The organism is Sporolactobacillus caesalpiniae (assembly GCF_040513385.1).
In the GTDB taxonomy this organism is placed as follows: domain Bacteria; phylum Bacillota; class Bacilli; order Bacillales; family Sporolactobacillaceae; genus Sporolactobacillus.
Window position 1 is genome coordinate 425008 of the sequence record NZ_JBEVCB010000001.1, and the last position, 23775, is coordinate 448782.

Consider the following 23775-nt stretch of genomic DNA (forward strand, 5'->3'; position numbering starts at 1 on the left):
GGGGCTTTTTCTATGCCAAATGAACTGGTAAAAATCGAAACGAATCGTGTCAATTTATGAAAAATTTTTGCTGTTAATTAGTGTATAATTGATGGGGTACTCTTGAAAGGAGCGGCTCATTTCTATGATAAAAAAACACTGGCGCATGATTGCTGTCATCATCATTATTTTTTTCGTGATGATTGCGGGAGCGGCTTGGGGTTTTAACCGATACTATATAAACCAGTTGACGCCGGTCAATCGCCAAAATAAGCAACCGGTCTCGGTAACCATCCCGTCCGGTGCCTCCGTCCGTGAAATCGGACACATTCTTGAGAAGAAACGCTTAATTCGCAAAGCTTGGGCATTTGAATTCTATGTACGATGGAATCATCTGAACACCTACCATTCAGGAACTTATACGTTTAATCAGACGATGTCGGTTGGCACATTGATGAATGATCTGAAGAAAGGGGAACATCACGGGCTGATTTTGCTTGTGGATGTCCGTCAAGGCATGTGGGTCAGTGAAGTCGCCGATCAAATGGCCAAAGTGTCCAAGCTGGATAAGAAAGATATCCTCCGGAAACTGAGTGATCATGCCTATGTAAAAGAACACTATGCAAAGAAGTACTCATTTCTCACTAATGAGATCTTTTCTAAGGGAATTAACTATCCATTGGAAGGTTATCTTGCTCCGGGCAACTATCGCTTTAAAGTGACGAAGAAGGATCCTATAACTCTTGATCGAATGGTTGATCAGATGCTTGAGAATACAGGGAATACGTATAAGGACTATTTGTCCCAAATTAAGAAAAATAAGCTTCACTCATTTCATGACATTTTGGCGATGGCTTCACTTGTTGAGCAAGAGGCACCCAAAGATAAAGATCGTCGTCTTATAGCAGGGGTCTTTTACAATCGGCTTGATCAGGGAAAAAGACTTGAATCAGATACTACGGTTATCTACAGCAGACAAAAAAGAAATCGAGACTATACGATTAAAGATATTCGCAAGGATACGCCGTACAATACGTACACGAGAACAGGTTTACCGGTCGGACCGATCGGTGCTCCGGCAAAAGACGCGATCGAGTCGGTACTGAAATCGACACCTTCAAAATATCTGTTTTTCTATGCGAGACCGAATGGGAAAATTTATTATTCGAAAACCTATAAAGAGCATCTCGCGGTTGTCGCTAAATATCGTCATGAATGGTCTGAGAAATCGTAAGTAAATGTCGGATTCAATGAATTAGAGAAAGGAAGATAAGGTTGATCGATTTTAAAGAGCTGTCGGCGTATGCGGCCGCTTTCACGTGTTCGGAGAATGAGCTGCTTCGCAAAATGGAAAAGAAAGCTGCGGATATTTATATTCCCATCATGCAGCCTTCTGCGATGGCTTTTCTGCAGCAATTGATCCGTTGGACAAACGCGCAAAGAATTCTTGAACTTGGCACCGCGATTGGTTATTCGTCCATTCGAATGGCGCTCGTCGCCGGCGATGGTTCGAAAATCATTACGGTTGAGCGGGATCCGGCGATGATCGAAGAGGCCACTCAGAATATTAAAGCGCTCAATCTTCAGGACTCGATACAAATTGTGGATGGGGACGCGACTGAAGATTTGCCGGAAGTACATGCTTCCGCCCCGTACGATCTGATCTTAATTGATGCCGCAAAAGCCCAATATGAACATCTTTTTCAGAAGTGTGCCGGTCTTTTGTCTGATAAAGGCATTATTGTTACAGACAACGTCTTTTTCCATGGCCTTGTTTGCGATATTGACGCTGTTAAGAAAAGGCAGCTGAACAGGCTCGTCAAAAAAGTCGATGAATACAATCACTTCCTTTCAGAGCAGCTCGATTTCGATACCCTATTTCTCACGATTGGCGACGGAATGGCCGTAAGCACAAAGAAAACATTTACCGCGCACGAGGGGGAAAACTGATATGAAAAGGAACAAGCCCATTGTTATTGGAGTTGCCGGAGGTTCGGGATCCGGCAAAACGACGGTTACTCGGGAAATTTACCGCAGTTTCCCCGACAAATCAATCGCAGTTATTCAGCATGATTCTTATTACAAGGCTCAAGACGACAAACCTTTTGAAAAGAGGCTTCTGACAAACTACGATCATCCATTTGCATTCGATACGGACTTGCTAATTTCACATATTCACGAGCTGCTTCAATTCCACCCGATAAAAAAACCGGTGTATGACTATACAGTACATACAAGATCTGCTAAAATTGTACCCGTCGAGCCAAAAGATGTGATCATACTCGAAGGCATTCTTATTCTTGAAGACGAACGGCTTCGCGATTTGATGGACATTAAGGTTTTTGTGGATACGGATTCAGATCTCCGTATTATTCGCCGACTGCTTCGCGACACCGCGGAGCGGGGCAGAAGTGTTGAATCGGTCATCAATCAATACCTAACCGATGTTCGCCCGATGCATCTGCAGTTTGTGGAACCAACGAAACGGTATGCAGATATTATTATTCCAGAGGGCGGGAAAAATACGGTAGCGATTGACCTGATGGCCACGAAAATTCGCACCATTCTGGAAGGCAAGGGCAATTTGACAACATGACTTGAAAGTGAAAACCCTAATCTCAATTCGCTCTTGTCGATGGACATCCGAATTGCAGACTAGAGCAGTTGATCATAAATTAACTCAGGAGTGTGGCAGACTATGGCAGAGAAACTTCACTATATGACCGCTGAAGGTAAAGCGAAACTTGAACATGAACTTGATTATTTGAAGACTGAGAAACGAAAAGAAGTTGTTGAACGAATTAAGATCGCTCGTGGATTCGGCGACCTTTCCGAAAACTCTGAATATGACGCAGCAAAGGATGAACAAGCGTTTGTTGAAGCGCGCATCCAACAGCTGGAAATCATGATCCGTAATTCGGTCATCATTGAAGATGACGAAACGACTGATGTTGTAAAAATCGGTAAATCGGTAACGTTCCGTGAATTGCCGGATGGCGATGAAGAAACGTATCAGATTGTCGGCAGCGCCGAATCCGATCCGTTTAAAGGTAAGATTTCGAACGATTCTCCAATGGCCAAGGGCTTGATTGGTCTGTCGGTCGGTGAAGAGGTTAGTGTGAGCACACCGGGCGGCGACATCCGCGTCAAGATTTTAAAGGTCGAATAAATGAGAAAAAGAAAACAGCGCAAATCTGTTCGGATGTGATGAGTCCGGCAGTTTTGCGCTTTTTTTCTATATAGGTGTTTAAAGGAAGATGTTCAATAAGGCATCATACGTGAAAAGGATCAGACGGGAATAGTTTTGAGGCATGCGCATAAGTTGTACAGTGTATATTTATGGCAGTCTTAAAAGGGACAGTCATGACGAGCCTGACTCCTTCGAATTCCTTTATACAGATTTTGGGGTGACATGCATTATAGACAAAGTATTCGTAATGAAGTAGTTTGTTAACTATTGCGGGCCACTTAATTCAAATAATAATATACTTTTAAAGCTGTCCCGTATATAATCAGTTAGTGTTGTCGGTAAAAAGGAGGATGTCCTATGAGAAGTCAGAGAGGGAATGGTGATTCATCGTCTCGAGTTGAGCAGCGCAAAAGTAAAGGAGATCGTTTGCTGAGCTGGACAATTGGCATTGTCTCATTGCTCATTCTAGCAGTGGGCTGCATCATTCTCATTTCAGTTTTTCACACATCGCCATCATCGAATAAAGCTGCATCATCGCATTCGCAGGCACAATCCAGCGAAAGCAGCAATTCTCAAGAAAATAGTTCCGATCAGTCATCATCTGATTCCAGTCAGGCATCAAATGAGGATGAAAGCAGTTCTGAATCATCGAGTTCGGCAACGGAGTCTGATGAGAATCACCAAGCCTCATACGAGATGGGGTCTGCAGACTGGAACGCTCAGGTGAGCGCTATTTCCGAGGCTACAGGGATTGACGTGGCCAACATGACGATTCGCTGGCTGGGAAACGGTGGAACGCCGAACAGCTCTCTTGCACGCGTTGCACCGAAAAATAATCAAAACGCTATCTATGTTGTTCATTTGATCTATCAAGATGGGAAATGGCAAGCAGATAATGTCAAGAAACCGTGAACCAGCCCTTATCATCAAACAGCCGCAGAGTGCGGCTGTTTTTTAGATTCTGCTTTATTGCTGACGATTCATAAGAAAATGGGTGTGCACTTTTTTCCAGCTTTCGGTAGAGGTGTAGAATAGTTTTTTGTTGTAGTTTTTTATAATGTGTGCTAATTTAGTGACATTGAATTCAATAATCCATACTAATATTATATGAAATTAATGGTTTTCGACTAGTATGGGAGGAAAAATAAATGGGACGCGAATTTATTCATACATTTGAGCAATGGGCCGATCATTATGATCACTCTGTCTTTGGTGGGGACAGAGAATATAAGGAAGTTTTTAAAAATTACGATTTGATCCTTGAAGAAGTAGCCAAGCATGCACGCGGGGCAGTCCTCGAGTTTGGGGTCGGTACCGGCAACCTGACACAGAAATTGATTGACCGGGGACTGGATGTCGTGGGTATTGAACCATCAGAAAAAATGCGTGAGAAAGCTCAAACCAAGCTTCCTAATTTACAACTAGTGGATGGCGATTTTCTCGATTTTCCGCTGCCCGATCATCCGATCGATTCTATTGTCAGTTCTTTCGCCTTTCACCACCTAACGGATGAAGAGAAGGAACAAGCGATCGAGAAATATAGTCGCCTATTGCCGATTAATGGTAGAATAGTGTTTGCAGATACACTGTTTGACAGCGAACTAGAAAAGAAAAAGGTGCATCGGTGGGCGCGCGCGAATGGGTATGCTCATTTGTTGAAGGATTTAAATACAGAATACTATCCACTGCGAAGCAATCTATATACGGCATTTCGCAAGAAGCACTTTGTGCCGTATTTTAAGCAGCTGAATCGATTCGCGTGGCTGATTGTCGCCGAAAAAAATTAAATGATTTTCAGGAGGACCAAGTTGTGACATTAGGAATGATCGGAGCAATGGAAGAAGAAGTCGCATTGCTCAAAGAACATATGAGCGGAGTCGAGGAAAAAGAAATTGCCGGCTGCCATTTTTATAAAGGAATACTTGAAGGTACTGAGGTTGTTCTGCTCCAATCAGGAATTGGAAAAGTGAGCGCAGCGATTGGAACGACGCTTCTGATCGACCATTATCATCCGTCTGCCGTCATTAACACCGGATCGGCTGGCGGTACAGATGCGGCACTTAATATTGGTGATGTTGTGATTTCGTCATCCGTCATTCATCACGATGCCGATGCGACCGCCTTTGGCTATGAGCCGGGGCAGGTACCTGGTATGCCTCCTGCTTTTCTTCCGGACCGCAAATTGGTTGAGACGGCAATATCCGCTTCTGAAGCTGCAAGATCTGAGCATCAAATTGTTGAGGGGTTGATCGGTTCGGGCGATTCATTTATGTCTGATCCGGAACGCATCCAAAATGTTAAAAATATATTTCCTGAGTTAAAGGCAGTGGAAATGGAGGCAGCGGCAATCGCGCAAGTCTGTCACCAGTTCAATGTGCCGTTTCTGATCATCCGTTCCTTATCTGACATCGCCGGTAAGGATTCGACTATATCTTTTGATCAATTTTTAAAGACCGCCGCGAAACATTCGGCTGAATTCATTATCTCAATCATTAAGGAGATGGCTTAACTTGACGGAACGCCCCAAAATGAACGTTGAAAGCTTTAATCTGGATCACACCAAAGTGAAGGCGCCTTATGTGCGGCTGGTCGGGGTGACCAAGGCGCCGCGTGGAGATGAGATCTATAAATATGATGTTCGTTTTTGCCAGCCGAATGAAGAGCATATGGAAATGCCGGCACTCCATTCTCTAGAACATTTAATGGCAGAAAACATTCGCAATCATATTGATAATATAGTCGATGTCGGTCCGATGGGCTGTCAGACCGGTTTTTACGTGTCAATCGTTGACAACAGCAGCTATGACGCTATTCTTCAAGCAATTGAGCGTACACTTATTGACGTAGTGAACGCAACTGAAGTTCCAGCTGCAAACTGTTATCAGTGCGGCTGGGCGGCAAGCCATGATCTTGCCGGCGCAAAGAAAGTTGCGGAAAAAATGTTGGCGCACAAAGCCGAGTGGAGAGAAATCTATGCCTGAGCTTGACCTTGTGCCCCAAAGATAGGGAGAGAGGGTTATGGCAGTTTACGAAAGTGTTCATGAACTTGTTGGCAAGACGCCGCTTGTCGCTTTGCACGCATTTCCACTGCCCGAGGGTGTGCGAATCTATGCGAAATGCGAGTATTTCAACCCCGGAGGCAGCGTGAAGGACCGACTGGGAGAAAAGCTGATCCGTGAGGCGATACAGTCTGGAAAACTTAAGCCGGGCGGCACCTTAATTGAGCCGACAGCTGGAAACACAGGGATCGGGTTGGCACTTGCGGCAGTGGGGAAGGGCATTAATGTCATTTTCTGCGTCCCTGAGAAATTCAGCGCGGAGAAGCAAGTCTTAATGAAAGCGCTCGGTGCCCGTGTCGTTACCACGCCGACCGATCAAGGTATGTCTGGAGCGGTAGCGAAAGCGCGGCAACTGGAGCGGACGATAGAGGGCGGCTACTGCCCGAATCAATTCGCGAATTCCGATAACCCGAGGACTTATTTTGAAACACTAGGACCTGAGATCTGGGACGACTTGGACGGGAAAGTCGATGTGCTAATCGCGGGTGCAGGTACCGGCGGCACATTCACAGGTACGGCGGAATATCTTAAAATGAAAAATCCGGATGTGAAAACGGTGGTTGTTGAGCCTGTGGGTTCCATTTTAAACGGCGGGAAGCCCGCATCGCACCGCACTGAGGGAATTGGAATGGAATTTATTCCTTCTTTCGTTAAAACCAAGTATTTTGATGAAATTTATACAATTGCAGACCAAGATGCTTTTCGGCGGTTGAAAGAGGCAGCAAAATATGAAGGACTGTTGATCGGCAGCTCATCAGGATCCGCACTGCACGCAGCCTTGCTTGAGGCGGGAAAATCAGAACCGGGAACCACTATTGTTGTCATTTTCCCTGATTCGAGTGAACGTTATCTCGGCGAACATATCTATGAGTAAAAGAATTTTCTCAAAAAAACTGGAGGAATCATACATGAGACCAAAGACACAAGTTATTCACGCAGGAATTTTTGGGGATGAGTTCACAGGCAGTGTGTCTGTGCCGATTTATCAGACAAGTACTTATAAACAAGAAGCAGTGGGCAAAACGAAAGGTTATGATTATTCTCGTTCAGGCAATCCGACACGTCATGCACTTGAAGTGTTGATCCAAGAGCTTGAACATGGAAAAGCGGGATTCGCGTTTGGATCCGGTATGGCCGCTATTTCTTCGGTTCTCATGTTGCTTAATAGCGGCGATCATTTGGTCATTACTGATGATGTCTATGGCGGGACGTTCCGCGTTATTGATAAAGTATTTAAACGGTTGGGCATTTCTGCGACCTTTGTCGATACAAGTGTTCCGGAAAACATTGAAAAAGCGATCACTGCCAAGACAAAAGCGCTTTATCTGGAAACACCGACAAATCCTTTGCTGAAAGTGACGGACATTCGTGAAGCATCTAAAATCGCGCATCAGCATGGACTGCTGTTGATTGTTGACAACACATTTGCAACACCATACTGGCAACATCCGCTCGACTTAGGCGCGGACATTGTTCTTCATAGTGCGACCAAATATATTGGCGGACACAGTGACGTAGTGGCAGGACTCGTCGCCGTCGCTTCTGATGAATTAGCTGAACGCCTCTATTTTGTTCAAAATTCAGTTGGCGCGGTGCCAGGTCCCCAAGATGCTTGGCTTCTCGTCCGCGGAATCAAAACACTTGGCCTGCGTATGGAGCAGGTCGAGAAGAACGCGAATCAGATCGCAAAATTTCTCGAGGCACATCCAAAAGTGAAGAAGGTTTATTATCCGGGTCTCGAGAGTCATCCTGGGCACAATCTTGCTGCAAAGCAGGCATCAGGGTTCGGCGGCATGATCTCTTTTGATGTTGGAGATGAGAAGACTGTGAATCAAATCCTTTCAAAGACTCATTTTTTCACACTTGCTGAGAGCCTTGGTGCTGTAGAGAGTTTGATTTCGGTTCCGGCGAAAATGACGCACGCATCAATTCCGAAGCCGAGAAGAGAAGAACTGGGTATTACTGATGGTCTCATTCGCTTGTCCGTTGGCATTGAAGATGCGGAAGATTTAATTGAAGATTTGGAACAAGCATTAAGTTGATCTAATACGGTTTGTCGATTAGGTGTGGAATCAATCTGCGTTTCACTTTGTCAGAAACTACCTGATCTTCTCATATTCATCTCGTGTTATAGTAATCAAGTGACGGAGGGATGAACTTGGAAGAACAACAAAAAATGATTCTAGATAAAATCATCGACTACCAAAGAATCGGCATGTTATGCTTGTTTATCAGCTCGTTTCTCTATTGCGGCACTTTGATTCCTAAATATGCCGAAGTTCAATGGAAGCTTGGAATTCTATCCTTATCCAGCTTCATATTCCTAATCTTTTCATTCTTTTTATACTGGAGAACATCGAAACTGAAGGAAAAACTATGATAGATGCACGATAAACCGTCGAACGATCGATTAAGATCCTTCGACGGTTTTTTTTTTGCAAGTAAAGAAAGTATTAGATCTTGAGCATGCTGAACCAGAAAAAATATCCAGACACGAAAGCGTGAGACCTGCGGGACCAGCGAGCAGCTGAAGTGTCGTTCAAGTCACAAGTTTAATGGATCAAAGCTTTATACAGAATGATAGCCAAGGGCCAGGCTTGCCCAGGTTTTTCTTGCAGGTAAAGAAAGTTTATTATTTTGCACGTTTTCAAACCAATAGACCAGTGTCTTGGCCGAGAATCAAAGCGGAGGTACGAGGGCGCCTGCGGGATTAGCGTGCCGGCGAGACCCCGCAGATTTCTGCCTGTTTGAGGAGGCTCGCGGTGCGCCCGCGGCAAGCGAGTAACCGAAGCGGCGATTCAGCACTGAAAAGACACAAAACCATCACACATGGCTGGAGATTAAGGACCGGACTTGCCCGGTTTTTAAGACAGTATAGCGTTTTGCCTTCGCCGGTACGACGATAAGGTCATAAGATTCGGATGGACGATTAGGTAAGCCGACCAATCTAAGAAATAAACGGAAAAATTCCGCTTATCGCATCGAAAAACGTGAAAATAGAGGGTTTTTCCGTGCATAAGCGGAAAAATTACCCTTATTTACCTGTAAAACAAGCACCATGATGCAAATAGCCGGAAAATCTCCGCTTATTTTACTCGTTACTTATTTGCCTGTTCTTTCTTCTTCTCAGACTGAGGAAAGTTCAGACCTCGGAAGGAGGCAGAAACCATCCAACAGCCCGTCGAAACAGATTAAGGTGGAATGTAAAATGACGGTATAGATGAATAATACGTAGGAGGCATACAAAAATGATCTGTTTCCATATTCAAAAACTGACCGTAACCCTACAGTGGAAGCCTGGATACATTGATCGCGCGTCGAGAGTGAGACGCAACCAACTTATAAAAAAAGCTCATGAAACAATCTTGGATCGGCAATGCGAGCACACATTTCTATTATGAGGACATTGGGGATTGTACTATACTAAGAGGAATCAATTTGATAGGCTTACCTGATATAAATTCATTAAAGAGTATCGTCAACTACAAAAAATTTAAGCAGTAAAGCAAGACGCATAGGTCTTGCTTTACTGCTTTTTAGAGTTGGTTCGATCAATCTGAATTTTTTATTTCAAATTGAATGTAATTTTTCGGCTCGGTATATTCATACAGGTCAACGCTAGAGATTCGCGAGAAAGGACTTCCTTTTTTTATCGTTTTCACAAATTGTTGAATATCTGATTTTTCGCCTTCAGCAGCAATTTCGACACTGCCATCGTCACGATTGCGTACCCATCCGGAAATGCGATATACATTTGCTGTTTGCCAAGTGAAATAGCGGAATCCAACAGCTTGTACTCTCCCCTTAACCATTAGGTGAACACTTTTAATTTCTTCCGGCTCTCCCATCAGGTTCAAACCTCTATTTTTGTGCGATTCGTCCATATTGATTCCTCGATTCTCATACTTATTCTGAATCTTTATTATTAATGGTACCATTTAATCAGATGACAGGGTATGAGAATGCTTATCTATTGTTGATTTAATTACGATTAGTGATTAGGTTTTCGGTAGATTTCATGAAACAGCTTCATCAGCGCACGTTTTTCAATCCGTGAGACATAGCTTCTGGAAATCGATAGCTTTTTTGCGATTTCCCGTTGAGTCAACTCATCTTGATTGTCTAGTCCAAATCGATCGATGATTACTTCACGTTCGCGTGGATCAAGAATATGCAAGGCACCATAAATTTTTTTTGTTTCAAGTGTTAGAGATATCTCATCGACAATGTCCTTATTCGTGGATTTCAGAATATCAATGAGCGAAATGGTGTTGCCTTCCTTGTCTTGCCCAATCGGATCATTTAATGAAACGTCTTTTCTTGATTTCTTTAGTCCACGCAAATGCATTAAAATTTCGTTCTCAATACAACGCGCAGCGTAAGTTGCGAGTTTCGTCCCTTTTCCTGTTGAATAGCTGTTGATGGCCTTAATAAGTCCAATGGAACCAATGGATATCAGGTCATCCGTATCTTCTTTTGTATTGTCAAACTTTTTCACAATATGAGCGACAAGCCGCAAGTTGTGTTCAATGAGCTTATTGCGGGCATCTTCATCGCCTTCAGCCATAAGCTGTAAACATTTGGCTTCCTCATCCTCTGACAATGGCTGGGGAAAAGCGTTGTTTTTCACATAAGATACAAGCAACCACACATTTTTGAACAAATAGGCGAGTCCACCGACAATTGACAGCATGAGTGTTCACTCCTTTGGGAGATCTATTTTCCTTCGCTGTCTTTTAGTTTATGGGCACTCGCCCTGTCCTGTGCCTGTCCTGCTTGAAAAGAATCACTTGGTCCTAATGTTCTATTTTGTCAACGAGTTATTTGGAGTTTGACTGATCATTGAATGTTAGCTTGTCTGCTGCATTTGATTCCGCAAGCTTCGACGTTCCATTTCTGCTTCAATCAATTTAATAAAATCCTCACATAAATGGTATTCTTTAGCTTTTGTATAGGATTCAATGAGTAGATCGTCTGAAAGAATGTCCATTGTCAACCGTTACCGGTTTTTCATCTCCTTTTATAGAATTAATAATCACTACGTATCTTTGCACAAATCATAGATATATATTGAAAAAGTGGTGCAATCAATAGGAGATCTTAGAATTTGCTTGATGATTAACGAGTTGTTTATTCAGTACAATTGTCAACCGTTTCCATGTTGTTATTGTGATCAAATCTACAAATTAAATTGCATAAATACACTTTACCATGTTCCGTGTTTCGGAACAATTCGATATTTATCCACAATGGAGGTGGATAAACTGTGCGCTTTATGTGGGTAACTTGACGAAAATAGTGAAGTCTATTGGATGGTGATGTGGACAAATTTATCCACAAAAATTATGCTGTCAACTTTTGTCGAAATATTTAGGAACTGGATGGTCAATGTCGCACATAGAATAGTCGGTTTATGTTTTTTACACGGGGTCAATAGATTTTTTTGAATCGTTGTCTGATAAAAATGATTTAGGACTTGGTAAAATCGTCAACATGTGGGAAAATGAGAAAAGAATATGAGGTGGAGAATTCAGTGTTGAGAAAATTTTTACCTGAGGAACATGTAGAAAGTATTCTAGATATTCAACCGGATAAACTGAAGCAGCGAGGAATAAAAGCGCTGGTCACAGATCTGGACAATACACTTATCGCCTGGAATGCAAAGGAGATAACACCGGAACTGATCGGCTGGTTCTCTTCTCTGGAAGAGGCGGGAATCTCGGTTATGGTTCTGTCGAACAATAGTGAGAAAAGGGTCAAGCTGTTTTCGCATTCTGCCGGTGTTTCCTACATCTATCGAGCGCGAAAACCGCTGCCTTTTGCCTTTAAACGTGCGATGCGAATCATGAAGGTGAGAAAAGACGAAATGGTGGTCGTCGGCGATCAATTGCTGACTGATGTGTGGGGAGCCAATCAAGTCGGTGCTCACACAATTTTAGTAACACCTATTGCCTCTACTGACGGTTGGGCGACCAAAGTTAACCGTCATTTGGAACGGTTTATCCTTTCTCAGATGAGGCGCAAAGGATGGCTGAAATGGGAGGAATAATGCATGGATGAACTTTATTGCGCCGGTTGCGGCGTAAAGATTCAGACCAACGATCCAAATGCGCTTGGTTATGCCCCGACAAGCGCGCTGCAGCATGAACCTGTGGTTTGCCAGCGCTGTTTTCGTTTAGCACACTATAATGAAATTCAAGATGTTTCACTGACCGGAGATGATTTTCTAAACATGCTTTCTCGGATCTCCGAGAAGGATGCTTTGGTCGTTTATTTGGTTGATCTGTTCGATATTGCCGGAAGCTGGGTTCCTGGTCTGCAGCGGTTTGTCGGTAATAATCCGGTACTTCTTGTTGGAAACAAACAGGATCTGTTTCCAAAATCGACGAATCCGAACAAATTGATCAGCTGGATGCATCGTTCTGCGCATGAGCAAGGGTTAAAACCGGTGGATGTTGTATTAATGAGTGCAGCAAAAAATCACGGGCTTGATGAGGTGGCATCGTGTATTGATTACTATCGCAAAGGCCGCGATGTCTACGTTGTGGGCACGACAAATGTGGGAAAGTCGACCTTTATTAATCATCTGATTCAGCAGCTTGGCTCCGGAAATTCAGTTATTACGACATCAAAATTTCCTGGAACGACCTTGGATTTCATTGCGATTCCGCTGGATGATGATCGCAATCTTTATGATACGCCCGGGGTTGTTAATGATCATCAGGTGGCACACTTTGTGGAAACGCGTGATTACAAAAAGATTATGCCTGGAAAAGAAGTTAAGCCGAAGGTTTTTCAGCTCAACGAAAACCAAACGTTATTTCTTGGCGGGCTTGCGCGAATTGATTATATCGGACCTGCAAAGAGATCTTTGATCGTGTATGCGGCGGGCTCATTGCTTATTCATCGCACAAAGATGGAACAGGCAGATGATTTGTATGAAAGGCAGCTTGGCCGGCTGCTTGCTCCGCCAAGTGAGGGGACGAGCCTTCCGGAAATGGTGCGTTATGATTTTCGCACCGATGAAACGGATTCGGATGTTGTTTTTTCCGGGCTGGGTTGGATCACTATCAAAGGAAAAGGGGCCAGGGTTTCTGCTTATGCACCGAAAGGAATAGGTGTTTCTTTGCGTTCATCGATTATAAAGGGGTAACGACAAATGGACGATAAGTATGGTCTTATAGGCGCGCCAATTGCGCACAGTCTGTCACCGGCCATGCATAATTTTTGGTTTGAAGAATATGGTATTTCGGGTGACTACCGGCTTTATCCAGTGGAAAAGCGCGACCTTGTCCAAGCAGTGTCGCGTATAAAAGAAGCAGGGGTAAAGGGATTTAATGTCACTTTTCCACACAAAACAGCTATTTTGTCATTACTTGATGAAGTCGATGAGGCTGCTGAAGTGGTTGGAGCTGTAAATACTGTTGTTCAAACAGGTGGCAGACTGATTGGGTACAATACGGATGGTATTGGTTTTCTTAAGGGGTTACAAAGGAATTTTCCCAGTTTCATTAATAAAAGGCCATCCATTCTAGTGATTGGAGCAGGTGGAGCCGCGCGATCTGTAGCGTTGACGTTAGCACGATCGATAGGGGCGCGCGTCGATATTTGCAACCGGACTTGTTCAAAAGCGGTGGCGTTGAGTGCGGCTTGCGGTGAGTACAGCAATTCTGATGCGTTAAAGCTCGATCAGGCCGAACAGCAATTGGATCGGTATCAGGTTGTCATTAATACAACATCAATTGGTTTAAATCCAGATGCAGATCATTTGGTTATTCATTTAAATAGGGCGCTTCCCGGAACCCTCTTTGCGGATTTGATCTATAGTCCAAGAAGAACTGCGTTTCTGCGAGAAGCCGAGCGGCTCAGTCATCCTGTAATGAATGGTCTATCGATGCTGGTTTATCAGGGGGCGCTCGCTTTTCAGAAATGGACGGGAGTATTTCCTGAAACTGTAAAAATGGAGAACCACCTTATTAAAATGTATTTGATGAGTTAATTATGGAGGAGTTAAAGAACGTATGCTGAGCAATAATCAAAAGAAATATTTAAAAAAATTGGCACACCCGCTCAAGCCGGTTTTTCAAGTTGGCAAAACCGGTGTACATGATCAATTTATTAATGAGATTGATCATGTGCTCGAGAAACGTGAGCTAATCAAGGTGCAGTTTTTACAAAATACATTCGAAGATCCGTTTGATGCAAGCACGGAAATTAGTGAACGCACAGGTTCGGAGCTTATTCAGGTGATCGGTCATACCGCTGTTTTATATAGACGTTCTAAAGAGCATATGCGGATTGAAATTCCGAAGAAGTAGGCATCCCCATGATAAATAAGAGAATTGGTATTTTCGGAGGCACGTTTGATCCGCCGCATCTGATGCATCTGCTGATTGCAGAGGAGGCTCTTGAAGCGTGTGAACTTGATCAAGTTTGGTTCTTGCCGAGCTACCAACCGCCGCACGTCCAAGGGAAAACGGCTCGCGCAAGCGCCGAACAACGCGCGGATATGGTGTATCTGGCGATTAAAGAGAATGAACGATTTGCTGTTTGCCGAGCAGAAATTGAGCGTAAGGGCAAGTCCTATACAGTGGATACTTTTCGCGAGTTGACTGAAAAATACCCGAATTATCATTTTCACTTCATTCTCGGCGCGGACATGGTTGATGATCTCCCAACATGGCATCAGGTGGCTGAGTTAAGCAAATTGACATCATTCATCGCATTCAAACGGCCGGGCTACCCGGAGACGCATCCCGACTTCGCCGATGTGCGCTACATTGACATGCCAAAGGTGGATTTATCCTCGAGCTTTTTGCGTAGGAGATTGAGACAGGGGCGGTCATGCCGTTACTTTTTGAATGACGCAGTCATAAACTACATAAAGGAGCGAGGGCTTTATGAAGATTGATGAAGCACAGCGAGCAATTAAGGCCATTCTGCCTGAAAAACGGTATGTACATTCTGTTGGTGTTTCGGAAACAGCGGGAAAACTTGCGGAAAAATATGGCGCAGATGAAAGAAAGGCCAGGCTCGCCGGAATGCTGCATGATATTGTCAAATATTTCTCAGATGATGAATTAAAGGCAATGATTTTGAGCAAACCAGGGACGTGGAGTGACTGCCTAGAGTATTCAGATAAATTGTGGCATGCTCCTGCCGGGGCGATTTATGTTGAAGAAACGTATGGTATCACTGATTTGGACATTCTAAATCCAATGATTTATCATACAACCGGACGCAAACAAATGGCTCTTCTTGAAAAAATAATTTTTCTGGCCGATTATATAGAGCCAAGCCGTGATTTTCCTGGAGTTGATGAAGTCAGAGAAGCAGCTGAGCGGAATTTGGATACGGCTGTGTTGCTGGAATTACAGAAGACAATCACGCATCTTCTCTCCAAACAACAAAGCGTCTATCCAAAGACGTTTGAAGCATATAATGATCTTGTACGAGAACAAAAAAAACAAGAAAATCGATGAGGTGACTGAATGAACAGCGAAGAATGGGTCAAATATCTTGCGGAGACCGCAGACGACAAAAAAGCTCAAGATCTTGTCATGCTAAAAATGCAAGGTATTTCAATTATTGCCGATTACTTTATCATTTGCCATGGTGATTCGGGAAAACAAGTACAGGCTATCTCTATGGCGCTCCGGAAAGCAGCGGAGGAGAAAGGGCTGACGATTCATCGAATGGAAGGATATGATCAGGCACGCTGGGTTCTGATTGATTTTGGGGATGTCGTTGCCCATGTCTTTCATAAGGATGAACGTGATTATTATCAATTGGAAAAGTTATGGGGAGACGCCCCATTATATACATTAGAAAAAAAACCTATGTAAAGCGCGTAATTTGTGGAGATGACTGTTCATTCTCCACATTTTTTTACTTAATTATGAAGAGATTGGATGTTACGTGTAAACGCGGAGGTGTAGACTTGAAAGCGATAATGCTCGGTGTGTTAGCAGCGTTTTTCTTTGCTGCGGCTTTTATCTTTAATCATTCAATGGAATTATCCGGCGGCAGTTGGGTCTGGAGCGGCACATTGCGTTATTTTTTTATGCTGCCTTTCCTTGCTTTAATTGTTATTATGCGTGGAAATTTTCTGCATCTATTGCGTGAGATGAGGTCCAATTGGCCGCGCTGGGTGTTATGGAGCTCTGTCGGTTTCGGATTATTCTATGCGCCGCTCTGTTATTCAGCTAGTTTCGCGCCTGGTTGGCTGATCGCGGGTACATGGCAGTTCACAATTATTGCCGGTTCATTACTGTCACCGCTCTTTTATGAGACAACGCACACTGTAAATGGCGTTGTGCGGATAAGAGGCCGTATTCCCGTAAAAGGTCTTATGTTCTCATTGATCATCTTGATTGGCATTGCACTCCTTCAGGTGGAGCAGGCAAGTAGTCTTTCTCTTAGCTATGCACTATTGGCGGTTGCTCCGGTTGTGTTTGCGGCTTTTGCTTATCCGCTCGGCAATAGAAAAATGATGGACGTATGCGGCGATCGTTTAGATACATATCAGCGTGTGTTCGGAATGACACTGGCGAGTATGCCTTTTTGGCTTGTGCTTGCGGTATTCGGCATTTTTACAGCGGGAATGCCCAGCCGAACTCAGGTGGTTCAGTCGTTTATTGTTGCGATTAGCTCCGGGGTTATTGCGACCATTCTGTTCTTTTCGGCGACAGACCAAGTGAGGGGCAATATGCAGAAGTTGGCGACCGTTGAAGCGACGCAATCAATGGAAGTCTTATTTACAGTGTTATGGGAACTTGTCCTTTTGTCCACTCCGTTACCTTCGCTTCTTTCTTGGACAGGCATGCTGATCATCATGGCAGGCATGATTCTACACAGCTTCCGATCACATGGTGCAGGCCCATCGACAACTACCGAGTTATGTGGCAATAAAAAAGAAATGATCCTGACTGATGTTTCCACTAAGGAATAATCGTTCGGGTCATTTTTTTTATTTGATTAGAAGGGATTCACATTGATTTGTCGAAATAATAAAAGATCCCATTTTAGACTTCTTCTTGATTAAAGGCAGCGTTCACTGCCTGTCGATCTTCGGCAAATTTTTGCTGTGTCGCCGAGAAGAGATTTTCAAAGTCTTCGTTATATCCCTGTTCCAAGATATCTAAACCAACCCCTGTTACACCGCCCTTGACTGTTACTTTCTTTTGCAATTCTTCGAGCGTGTAAATCTGCTCCGCAAACAGCTTGCCCAAGCCCTCGACCATCTCAGTTGTTAACTGTGTCGCTTGTTTTTTTGAGAGCGATGTTGTATTCACCGCGCCGTCAATCATTTTTCTAAGCAGAAAAGAGATAAATGCGGGGCCGCAGCTGGAGAGGTCTGAAGCCACGCGAATGTTTTCCTCATCAATTTCAATCGGATGAGAAAACTGGGAGAGAATCGCCCATAGTTTGCTTTTCTGAATATCGGTCATACTTGTTCCAAATGTGACGAGCGTGCTGCCTGAAAGGCCTTGGTTAACGATGCTCGGAATCACCCGTGCGACCTGGCAAGGAATCAGCTGCTCGAGCTGACTCACGGAAATTGGGCTTGTAATGGAGATCGCAAGCTGTCCGGGATGCCATGCGCCGCGTAGCGATTGGAGCAAGGAGTAGAATTGGCCGGGTTTGACGCAAAGAAAGACAATATCTGCGTGCCGGAGGATATCAACCGGCGATTCATAAACAGACAACCGGTGATGCTTCTTCGCCAGGTCCAATGCTTTTTTCTTTGTTCTGTTCATTACAGAAATAAACCGTGGCTTTACTGCCTTGCTTTTCACCAATGCGTCGACAAGCAGCGCGCCCATATTTCCGGTCCCAATCACACCGATCCTCATGATTTTCCACCTCAATCTCGCTTCAGTATCCTTTTTGAACCTATGTCACAAACTCATGGATTATGTCTGGCAATACATGACTTCATTCACCAAACAAAAGGAGGTGATGGTTTGAGAGAACGTTTGATCAAATATAGAGTATGGGTGATTGTCGGAATAGTCGCGGTTCTCCTCGTTTTTTGGCTGCTTTATCAGCATCAGAACAATCTCAAGCGATCAGCGGAAGTACAGAAAACCGATCAGCTCTTTTCGACGCAACAGAAAAGTAACGGTACATCCGAAAAATCCCTAAGCAAGCAAATTAGTTTACCGTCAGAGTTAATTATCGACGTAAAGGGCGCGGTGCGAAATCCGGGTATTTACCATGCGCAAGCATCTGATCGCGTCATTGACGGTATTAAGCAGGCTGGCGGGTTCAGCAAAAAAGCAGATCGCGACAAAATCAATCTGGCCCAGAAACTGGCCGATGAGATGGTAATTTATGTGCCGGAGAAAGGTGAAGAGATGCAGGTGTCTGCCGGCGGGGCACCGGGAGTGGTGTCTGGGCAGCAGGGGAGCACAGAGATGGTGAATGTAAACACGGCGGATGAACAGGCGATGCAGAATCTGCCCGGAATCGGTCCCGCAAAAGCGAAAGCGATTATTCAGTATCGAGATGAACATGGACCGTTCAACAGCCTGGATGAGTTGACAGATGTTTCAGGAATTGGTGAGAAGTCTTTGGAGAAGATGAAACCAAATATGTCGCTCCAGTAAGCGTACAACTGATAATAGAAATGAAAATAAGAGGCGGATTCTGATACAATAGGGACAGGTTGCTAAATCGGGAGGCTGTTCTATCATGGAAAGACTATCTTGGGATCAATATTTTATGGCGCAGAGTCATCTGCTCGCGTCTCGAAGCACATGTACAAGGCTGGTTGTCGGCGCAACCATCGTCCGCGAGAAGCGCATTATTGCCGGCGGGTACAATGGCTCAATCGCCGGCGGACCACATTGTACGGATGAAGGCTGCTATATGATCGACGGACATTGCGTGCGCACCATTCATGCGGAGATGAACGCGATTCTCCAATGCGCAAAGTTCGGAGAGCCGACAGAAGGTGCGGAAATTTACGTCACTCATTATCCATGTTTGCAGTGCTGTAAGGCAATCATTCAAGCCGGGATCAAAGGTGTCTATTTTGCTAAGGATTACAAAAATCACCCGTACGCAAGTGAGCTCTACAAAGCAGCACATGTGACTGTAAAAAAGGTTCCATTTGATGATCTGATTGAAATAAAGCTCGCGGGGAGAACAAGAAACTAAATGAAGGAGGGGTTTTCATGTGAACGATCGTATTGATTATCAACTAATCCTCTTCAGAACGGCTCAATATGCCTTTTGCCGGTAAGTGGCACCTAGTCGCCTTTTGCAGCTGCTTGTCAGCTTGGGCCCTTTTAGACGGTGATTCGTTTGTTCCGCTCGTGCTGCTTGTCGCTTACGGGCTATTCCTTGTATCGAAACGCAAATTTCGGCTGCTTGCAATTCTTTTTCTTGTTTTTCTGGCCATAAAAATTGATCTCACGTTTTTTCAAGAAAATGAATCAATCTTATCCGGAAAAGAACAAACATTAAGCGGTCGGATTGCCGATCTTCCTCATTTTGACGGCGATCTGCTTCGCTTTCGAATGAAGACTGAACAGGGCGAACTGGTGCAAGTTGATTTGCATATGCAAACGGAAAATCAGAAGAATACGTTAATTCGTGAACTGAAAACCGGCATGGTTTGCCGCGTGATCGGGAAGCTTGAGAAACCGGAGCTGCCTGGTAATTTTCATGCTTTTAATCAGCGCTTGTATTTAGAACGACATCATATTTATTGGCAGCTGAAGACCAGCCAATTACCTGCCTATTCCGAGTCTTCACTGACACTTGCCGATCTGCTTCGCCGCATTCGACAAAGTCAAATTACGTTTATTTCCGAAAACTTCACGCCTTCTTCTTCGGAAATGATGAATGCTTTGCTGTTTGGGTCGGATGATCAAATGGAAGAAGGGCTTATGTCAGCATACAGGATGTTCGGTTTGGTACATCTGCTCGTTGTTTCCGGCATGCATGTCGCCGTTGTGTTCGGTACTTTGTTCTATCTGCTCAGGCGCGTTGGGATGGCTCGGGAACACGCATCGCTTCTGTTACTTGCATTGATTCCAGCCTATGTCGTACTTACCGGTGCTGAGCCGTCCATCGTGCGTTCCGGAATTACAGCCAGTTGTGTGCTTATTTTTACATTGATGAAGAAGCGGAACATTCTGGTTTCAGATCCAATAAGTATCGCTTGTCTGCTGATGGTCGTTTATGACCCGAATGTTGTGTTTGATTTGGGCTTTCAGCTCTCATTCGTTGTAACCTTTGCGGTCCTTATTGCCGGTCCAACAGTGATCAAATCCTATCGATCTCCGGTTATGCGAATGATCATCTTCTCTGTGATTTGTGAACTTGCAACATTCCCCATCATTGTCTCAAGCTTCTATCAGCTTTCACTTGCAGGTATTATCCTTAGTGTTTTCTTCGCTCCATTTATCACTTTCGTTATTTTTCCATTGTGCTCTGCTGCGTATTTCTGCAGCTTGGCATTTATAGGGCTTTCCGGTTTATTCTCTTACGTTCTGGATAGTTTATTATCTGTTCCTCATCGTATTCTGCTCTACCTTGCGCAGCATCCGCCGTTTCAACTGAATTATGGAGCCTTAACCGGATGGCAAACAAGTCTTTCCATCTTTTTTATTGTCGCTTCGTTGCTTTTCTGGGAACACTTCCGGAATAGAAAAGCGATTTTGGTCTTGCTGGTTCCCTTTGGTTTGATTTTTATGAGTGTGTCGCTTGCTGATCTTCTCGATGATCGCGGTACGGTGACGTTTCTGAACGTCGGTCAAGGTGACAGCATCTTGATTCAGCTTCCTAATAAACAAGGCGCGGTACTGATTGACACCGGAGGGACGATTTCGTTTGGACGAGAAAAATGGAGGGAACGGAAAAAACCATTTGAAGTCGGGAGAGATGTGGTGCTTCACGAATTGTCGGCTTTGCGTATTAATTATCTCGACGCTCTTGTACTGACGCATCGAGATTACGATCACGTCGGTGGGGTTAAAGGGATCGTAGGTAAAGTGCGGATTAATCAGCTGCTCGTGAGTCCGTATCATGATCCGGATGCAAATGATCGAGCGCTTTTCAGAAAAATGGTACGTGACGGAACTGTGGTGAAACGTATTCATTCGGGGATGACGCTGAAACTCGGAAAGGCAGAGTTTCATGTGCTTGCACCGGCTGCGAGGTCAAAGGAGAGCAATGATAACTCCGTCGTGCTGCATACGGAATTAGGCGGCAAACAGTGGCTGTTTACCGGTGATTTGAGCCAAGATGGTGAAAAAAAGCTGCTCGAACGCTATCCGGGAACAACCGCCGACGTTCTCAAGCTTGGCCATCATGGCAGCCGTACGTCCACATCGGAAGAATGGCTGAATCAGCTTCAACCCGCAATCGGGATTATTTCTTGCGGAAAAGGAAATCGTTATGGCCATCCGCATCCGGAGGTTGTCCAATTGCTTGACGCGCATCAAATAAGCAGCTTGCGCACCGACCAATTGGGGGCGATCCAATTTAAGTTTGACAATGAGCGGGTTATCGGTTTTGAGCACCTTTATCACCCATAATTTCCATCATTTATAAAACGCAAAATAACATTGTCACCCATACTTTTTTAAGTCATAGGATAACATAGAGAGAGTAATGTATATCGTTTGACCAGCGATGTCCTAGGTTTCGTTGGTCGGCGTTCATATATAACAGGAAGCGGCGATAAGCCGCTTTCTTTTTTTCAAGATAAGAACATTTATCGTTTTGCCTTGCCGGTACGACGAAAAGGTCATAAGACCCGATTGGGTGAGCAGGTTAGCGCCCAATCTGAGAAATAAACGGAAAAATTCCGCTTAATTAGAAAATGAATGAAAAAATTGCTTAAATAGACGGAGAAATTCCGCTTATCGAATCGAAAAACGTGAAATTGGAGGGCTTTTCTGTGCATAAGCGGAAAAATTACCCTTATATGCCTGTGAACCAAGCGCCAGGATGCAAATAACCGGAAAATCTCCGCTTAATTTATTCCGGCCACGTTACTTAATCAAGGCTCAAAAGATTTCAAAACCGCATCCAGAGTGACCGATAAGATCGGAAATGCGGCTGGGCATCTTGTCATCAGGGCGGCGGGACGGTAAAGTAGGTATAGGTAAGGAGCGCGTAAGGCGCTTTGAAGAATTCAAGGTAAAGGATGAACACTACCAATGGCAGTACCTAAGTCAGCAAACTTATCGATAAGTAAACCGCTTGCGCCCATCTATCTGCTCTTCGGCACGCAGGATTTTCTCATCCAATTGATGAAAAAAAACATTACGAGTGAAGCGTTAAACGATGAAGAACGTGATTTTAATTTATCCAGATATGATATGACAGAACTTCCGCTTGAGCATGCGATTGAAGATGCGGAAACGATTCCGTTTTTCGGTGATAAGAAAGTTGTCATTATAGAAAATGCTTACTTTTTGACAGCTGAACGAACGAAGACGAAAATTGAGCAAAAAATTGACCGATTGGAACAATACATGGAACATCCGGCAGAGAGTGCTGTGCTCATTATAAATGCTCCTTACGAAAAGCTTGATCGACGTAAGAAAATTGTCAAAAAGCTTGAAAAATCGGCCGCTGTCTATGAATTATCACACCTTTCGGACACGACGCTTTTCACTATTCTTGAGAACGTTGCCGCCCAATATGGCACGCGATACACGAAGGAAGGCCATGAACAGCTGCTGGCAGCAATTGGTCCTCATCTTGGTCAACTTGCCAATGAGGTTGGAAAATGTGCTCTGTATTGTGATACGGATCGCGCGATTGACGCGCGGGTGGTTGAAGAGATCGGTTCAAAATCGCTTGAGACTAATGTTTTTTTGCTTGTGAATCATGTAATGCACAGAAAAACGGCGCAGGCATTGCAATTGCTTCATGAACTTGTTCGAATGAAAGAAGAACCCCTGAAGCTGCTTGCACTTTTGGAACGTCAATTCCGGATCGTGTATCAAGCCGGATACTATCAGAAGGAAGGCTACACACAAAGCAGCATTGCGGGCAAAATCGGTGTTCACCCCTATGCGGTTAAGTTGGCACTTGAGCAGACGCGCTTATTCAGTGCTGCTTTGTTGCAAAATGCGTTGGAGAAATGTGCGCAAACGGACTATCAGATCAAGACCGGACAAGCGGACAAGGTACTTGCACTGGAGCTTTTGATCGTTCAGATATCCGGAAAAGCGGCTTGACTATAAGAAAAAATGCAAAAAAAGAGGCCCGCTTTGAGAAGCGAGCCATTTTTCATAATTAAGCGTTCAAACTATTCATTTTCTTGGACAGCCTTGATTTTTCGTGAGCTGCTTTATTTTTATGGATTAATCCTTTAGTTACTGCTTTGTCGACCTTCTTCGTAGCAGCAAGAAAAGCATCCTTTGCGCCTTCAACATCTTTTTCTTCAACCTTTACGTTGAATGATTTAATCGCTGTGCGCATTGCGGACCTGTATTGCACATTGTGCTGACGGTTCGCTTCGCTCGTTTTCACACGTTTAATTGCTGATTTAATATTTGGCATTCGATTCACCTCCAA

28 protein-coding genes are annotated in these 23775 nt (G+C 44.2%); 23 read left to right on the top strand and 5 right to left on the bottom strand.

What is annotated here, in order from left to right; translation table 11 throughout:
* Positions 1-124: 124 nt before the first annotated feature.
* From mltG to ABWW58_RS01985, 11 genes are all read left to right on the top strand, one after another.
* Positions 125-1213: an endolytic transglycosylase MltG gene (mltG, locus tag ABWW58_RS01935; RefSeq protein ID WP_353867583.1), complete on the top strand. Its 1089-nt coding sequence runs from the start codon at positions 125-127 to the stop codon at positions 1211-1213.
* A gap of 41 nt (positions 1214-1254) precedes the next feature.
* A complete protein-coding gene (locus ABWW58_RS01940) occupies positions 1255-1929 on the top strand; it encodes an O-methyltransferase (protein WP_353867584.1) in 675 nt (224 codons plus the stop codon).
* 1 nt (position 1930) lies between these two features.
* Positions 1931-2575: a uridine kinase gene (udk, locus tag ABWW58_RS01945; RefSeq protein ID WP_353867585.1), complete on the top strand. Its 645-nt coding sequence runs from the start codon at positions 1931-1933 to the stop codon at positions 2573-2575.
* A gap of 102 nt (positions 2576-2677) precedes the next feature.
* The gene (gene greA, locus ABWW58_RS01950; RefSeq protein ID WP_353867586.1) at positions 2678-3148 is read left to right on the top strand and encodes a transcription elongation factor GreA; all 471 of its coding nucleotides are present in this window, start codon (positions 2678-2680) and stop codon (positions 3146-3148) included.
* Between the two features lie 378 nt (positions 3149-3526).
* Positions 3527-4081 (top strand): YrrS family protein, encoded by a 555-nt coding sequence (locus ABWW58_RS01955; RefSeq protein WP_353867587.1) that lies wholly within the window; start codon positions 3527-3529, stop codon positions 4079-4081.
* A 236-nt stretch (positions 4082-4317) separates the two neighbouring features.
* Entirely contained in the window at positions 4318-4956 is a 639-nt protein-coding gene (locus ABWW58_RS01960; protein WP_353867588.1) for a class I SAM-dependent methyltransferase, read from the top strand.
* Between the two features lie 23 nt (positions 4957-4979).
* Entirely contained in the window at positions 4980-5678 is a 699-nt protein-coding gene (gene mtnN, locus ABWW58_RS01965; RefSeq protein WP_353867589.1) for a 5'-methylthioadenosine/S-adenosylhomocysteine nucleosidase, read from the top strand.
* Between the two features lies 1 nt (position 5679).
* Entirely contained in the window at positions 5680-6150 is a 471-nt protein-coding gene (locus ABWW58_RS01970) for an S-ribosylhomocysteine lyase (protein ID WP_353867590.1), read from the top strand.
* Between the two features lie 37 nt (positions 6151-6187).
* A complete protein-coding gene (locus tag ABWW58_RS01975) occupies positions 6188-7102 on the top strand; it encodes a PLP-dependent cysteine synthase family protein (protein WP_353867591.1) in 915 nt (304 codons plus the stop codon).
* Positions 7103-7136: 34 nt separating this feature from the next.
* A complete protein-coding gene (locus ABWW58_RS01980; protein WP_353867592.1) occupies positions 7137-8270 on the top strand; it encodes a bifunctional cystathionine gamma-lyase/homocysteine desulfhydrase in 1134 nt (377 codons plus the stop codon).
* Positions 8271-8386: 116 nt separating this feature from the next.
* Positions 8387-8608 (top strand): YrhC family protein, encoded by a 222-nt coding sequence (locus ABWW58_RS01985; RefSeq protein WP_353867593.1) that lies wholly within the window; start codon positions 8387-8389, stop codon positions 8606-8608.
* A gap of 1171 nt (positions 8609-9779) precedes the next feature.
* Here the strand turns inward: ABWW58_RS01985 and ABWW58_RS01990 are convergent.
* The 3 genes from ABWW58_RS01990 to ABWW58_RS02000 form a co-directional block, all read right to left on the bottom strand.
* Positions 9780-10076, bottom strand: a complete 297-nt coding sequence (locus ABWW58_RS01990; protein WP_093669901.1) for an acylphosphatase — start codon at positions 10074-10076, stop codon at positions 9780-9782.
* A 143-nt stretch (positions 10077-10219) separates the two neighbouring features.
* Entirely contained in the window at positions 10220-10921 is a 702-nt protein-coding gene (gene sigK, locus ABWW58_RS01995) for an RNA polymerase sporulation sigma factor SigK (protein WP_093669903.1), read from the bottom strand.
* Positions 10922-11077: 156 nt separating this feature from the next.
* Positions 11078-11218 carry a sporulation histidine kinase inhibitor Sda gene (locus ABWW58_RS02000; protein WP_093669905.1) on the bottom strand — a complete coding sequence of 47 codons (141 nt, stop codon included), beginning with the start codon at positions 11216-11218 and terminating at the stop codon, positions 11078-11080.
* Positions 11219-11731: 513 nt separating this feature from the next.
* Here ABWW58_RS02000 and ABWW58_RS02005 point away from each other — a divergent pair.
* From ABWW58_RS02005 to ABWW58_RS02040, 8 genes are all read left to right on the top strand, one after another.
* Complete coding sequence (locus ABWW58_RS02005) at positions 11732-12277, top strand: YqeG family HAD IIIA-type phosphatase (RefSeq protein WP_353867594.1); 546 nt, start codon at positions 11732-11734, stop codon at positions 12275-12277.
* Positions 12278-12280: 3 nt separating this feature from the next.
* Positions 12281-13381 (top strand): ribosome biogenesis GTPase YqeH, encoded by a 1101-nt coding sequence (yqeH, locus tag ABWW58_RS02010; protein WP_353867595.1) that lies wholly within the window; start codon positions 12281-12283, stop codon positions 13379-13381.
* A gap of 6 nt (positions 13382-13387) precedes the next feature.
* On the top strand, positions 13388-14227 hold the full coding sequence (gene aroE / locus ABWW58_RS02015) for a shikimate dehydrogenase (protein WP_353867596.1): 840 nt from the start codon (positions 13388-13390) through the stop codon (positions 14225-14227).
* Positions 14228-14249: 22 nt separating this feature from the next.
* Entirely contained in the window at positions 14250-14546 is a 297-nt protein-coding gene (yhbY, locus tag ABWW58_RS02020) for a ribosome assembly RNA-binding protein YhbY (RefSeq protein WP_353867597.1), read from the top strand.
* A gap of 8 nt (positions 14547-14554) precedes the next feature.
* Positions 14555-15139 carry a nicotinate-nucleotide adenylyltransferase gene (locus ABWW58_RS02025; RefSeq protein ID WP_353867598.1) on the top strand — a complete coding sequence of 195 codons (585 nt, stop codon included), beginning with the start codon at positions 14555-14557 and terminating at the stop codon, positions 15137-15139.
* Positions 15129-15710: a bis(5'-nucleosyl)-tetraphosphatase (symmetrical) YqeK gene (yqeK, locus tag ABWW58_RS02030; protein ID WP_353867599.1), complete on the top strand. Its 582-nt coding sequence runs from the start codon at positions 15129-15131 to the stop codon at positions 15708-15710. Before ABWW58_RS02025 ends, yqeK begins: the two co-directional genes overlap by 11 nt.
* A 9-nt stretch (positions 15711-15719) precedes the next feature.
* Positions 15720-16073, top strand: coding sequence for a ribosome silencing factor (gene rsfS, locus ABWW58_RS02035; RefSeq protein ID WP_093669919.1), 354 nt, complete (start codon positions 15720-15722; stop codon positions 16071-16073).
* Between the two features lie 95 nt (positions 16074-16168).
* Complete coding sequence (locus ABWW58_RS02040; RefSeq protein WP_445783404.1) at positions 16169-17179, top strand: DMT family transporter; 1011 nt, start codon at positions 16169-16171, stop codon at positions 17177-17179.
* 73 nt (positions 17180-17252) lie between these two features.
* Here ABWW58_RS02040 and comER read toward each other — a convergent pair whose 3' ends face one another.
* Positions 17253-18083: a late competence protein ComER gene (gene comER, locus ABWW58_RS02045; protein ID WP_353867601.1), complete on the bottom strand. Its 831-nt coding sequence runs from the start codon at positions 18081-18083 to the stop codon at positions 17253-17255.
* Between the two features lie 111 nt (positions 18084-18194).
* Between comER and ABWW58_RS02050 the strand changes: the two genes are divergently transcribed.
* The 4 genes from ABWW58_RS02050 to holA all read left to right on the top strand — a co-directional run bounded on the left by ABWW58_RS02050 (position 18195) and on the right by holA (position 23435).
* A complete protein-coding gene (locus ABWW58_RS02050) occupies positions 18195-18839 on the top strand; it encodes a helix-hairpin-helix domain-containing protein (protein ID WP_353867602.1) in 645 nt (214 codons plus the stop codon).
* Positions 18840-18924: 85 nt separating this feature from the next.
* Positions 18925-19392, top strand: coding sequence for a ComE operon protein 2 (locus ABWW58_RS02055; RefSeq protein ID WP_353867603.1), 468 nt, complete (start codon positions 18925-18927; stop codon positions 19390-19392).
* A 68-nt stretch (positions 19393-19460) separates the two neighbouring features.
* Positions 19461-21779: a DNA internalization-related competence protein ComEC/Rec2 gene (locus ABWW58_RS02060; RefSeq protein WP_353867604.1), complete on the top strand. Its 2319-nt coding sequence runs from the start codon at positions 19461-19463 to the stop codon at positions 21777-21779.
* A 627-nt stretch (positions 21780-22406) separates the two neighbouring features.
* Positions 22407-23435 (top strand): DNA polymerase III subunit delta, encoded by a 1029-nt coding sequence (gene holA / locus ABWW58_RS02065; protein WP_353867605.1) that lies wholly within the window; start codon positions 22407-22409, stop codon positions 23433-23435.
* A 58-nt stretch (positions 23436-23493) separates the two neighbouring features.
* On the opposite strand, the gene rpsT is transcribed toward holA, so the two are convergent.
* A complete protein-coding gene (rpsT, locus tag ABWW58_RS02070) occupies positions 23494-23760 on the bottom strand; it encodes a 30S ribosomal protein S20 (RefSeq protein WP_353867606.1) in 267 nt (88 codons plus the stop codon).
* Between the last annotated feature and the right edge of the window lie 15 nt (positions 23761-23775).

What these genes read in the sequence shown, in the direction of transcription:
- ABWW58_RS02055 (WP_353867603.1), top strand. Translation starts at nt 18,925, where the DNA reads ATGGAAAGACTATCTTGGGATCAATATTTTATGGCGCAGAGTCATCTG.
- rsfS (WP_093669919.1), top strand. Translation starts at nt 15,720, where the DNA reads ATGAACAGCGAAGAATGGGTCAAATATCTTGCGGAGACCGCAGACGAC.
- ABWW58_RS02060 (WP_353867604.1), top strand. Translation starts at nt 19,461, where the DNA reads ATGCCTTTTGCCGGTAAGTGGCACCTAGTCGCCTTTTGCAGCTGCTTG.
- ABWW58_RS01975 (WP_353867591.1), top strand. Translation starts at nt 6,188, where the DNA reads ATGGCAGTTTACGAAAGTGTTCATGAACTTGTTGGCAAGACGCCGCTT.
- aroE (WP_353867596.1), top strand. Translation starts at nt 13,388, where the DNA reads ATGGACGATAAGTATGGTCTTATAGGCGCGCCAATTGCGCACAGTCTG.
- mltG (WP_353867583.1), top strand. Translation starts at nt 125, where the DNA reads ATGATAAAAAAACACTGGCGCATGATTGCTGTCATCATCATTATTTTT.
- rpsT (WP_353867606.1), bottom strand. Translation starts at nt 23,760, where the DNA reads ATGCCAAATATTAAATCAGCAATTAAACGTGTGAAAACGAGCGAAGCG.
- greA (WP_353867586.1), top strand. Translation starts at nt 2,678, where the DNA reads ATGGCAGAGAAACTTCACTATATGACCGCTGAAGGTAAAGCGAAACTT.
- ABWW58_RS01990 (WP_093669901.1), bottom strand. Translation starts at nt 10,076, where the DNA reads ATGGGAGAGCCGGAAGAAATTAAAAGTGTTCACCTAATGGTTAAGGGG.
- ABWW58_RS02025 (WP_353867598.1), top strand. Translation starts at nt 14,555, where the DNA reads ATGATAAATAAGAGAATTGGTATTTTCGGAGGCACGTTTGATCCGCCG.
- ABWW58_RS01980 (WP_353867592.1), top strand. Translation starts at nt 7,137, where the DNA reads ATGAGACCAAAGACACAAGTTATTCACGCAGGAATTTTTGGGGATGAG.
- ABWW58_RS01960 (WP_353867588.1), top strand. Translation starts at nt 4,318, where the DNA reads ATGGGACGCGAATTTATTCATACATTTGAGCAATGGGCCGATCATTAT.
- yhbY (WP_353867597.1), top strand. Translation starts at nt 14,250, where the DNA reads ATGCTGAGCAATAATCAAAAGAAATATTTAAAAAAATTGGCACACCCG.
- ABWW58_RS02005 (WP_353867594.1), top strand. Translation starts at nt 11,732, where the DNA reads ATGAGAAAAGAATATGAGGTGGAGAATTCAGTGTTGAGAAAATTTTTA.
- udk (WP_353867585.1), top strand. Translation starts at nt 1,931, where the DNA reads ATGAAAAGGAACAAGCCCATTGTTATTGGAGTTGCCGGAGGTTCGGGA.
- ABWW58_RS01955 (WP_353867587.1), top strand. Translation starts at nt 3,527, where the DNA reads ATGAGAAGTCAGAGAGGGAATGGTGATTCATCGTCTCGAGTTGAGCAG.
- comER (WP_353867601.1), bottom strand. Translation starts at nt 18,083, where the DNA reads ATGAGGATCGGTGTGATTGGGACCGGAAATATGGGCGCGCTGCTTGTC.
- yqeK (WP_353867599.1), top strand. Translation starts at nt 15,129, where the DNA reads ATGAAGATTGATGAAGCACAGCGAGCAATTAAGGCCATTCTGCCTGAA.
- yqeH (WP_353867595.1), top strand. Translation starts at nt 12,281, where the DNA reads ATGGATGAACTTTATTGCGCCGGTTGCGGCGTAAAGATTCAGACCAAC.
- sigK (WP_093669903.1), bottom strand. Translation starts at nt 10,921, where the DNA reads ATGCTGTCAATTGTCGGTGGACTCGCCTATTTGTTCAAAAATGTGTGG.
- holA (WP_353867605.1), top strand. Translation starts at nt 22,407, where the DNA reads ATGGCAGTACCTAAGTCAGCAAACTTATCGATAAGTAAACCGCTTGCG.
- ABWW58_RS02000 (WP_093669905.1), bottom strand. Translation starts at nt 11,218, where the DNA reads ATGGACATTCTTTCAGACGATCTACTCATTGAATCCTATACAAAAGCT.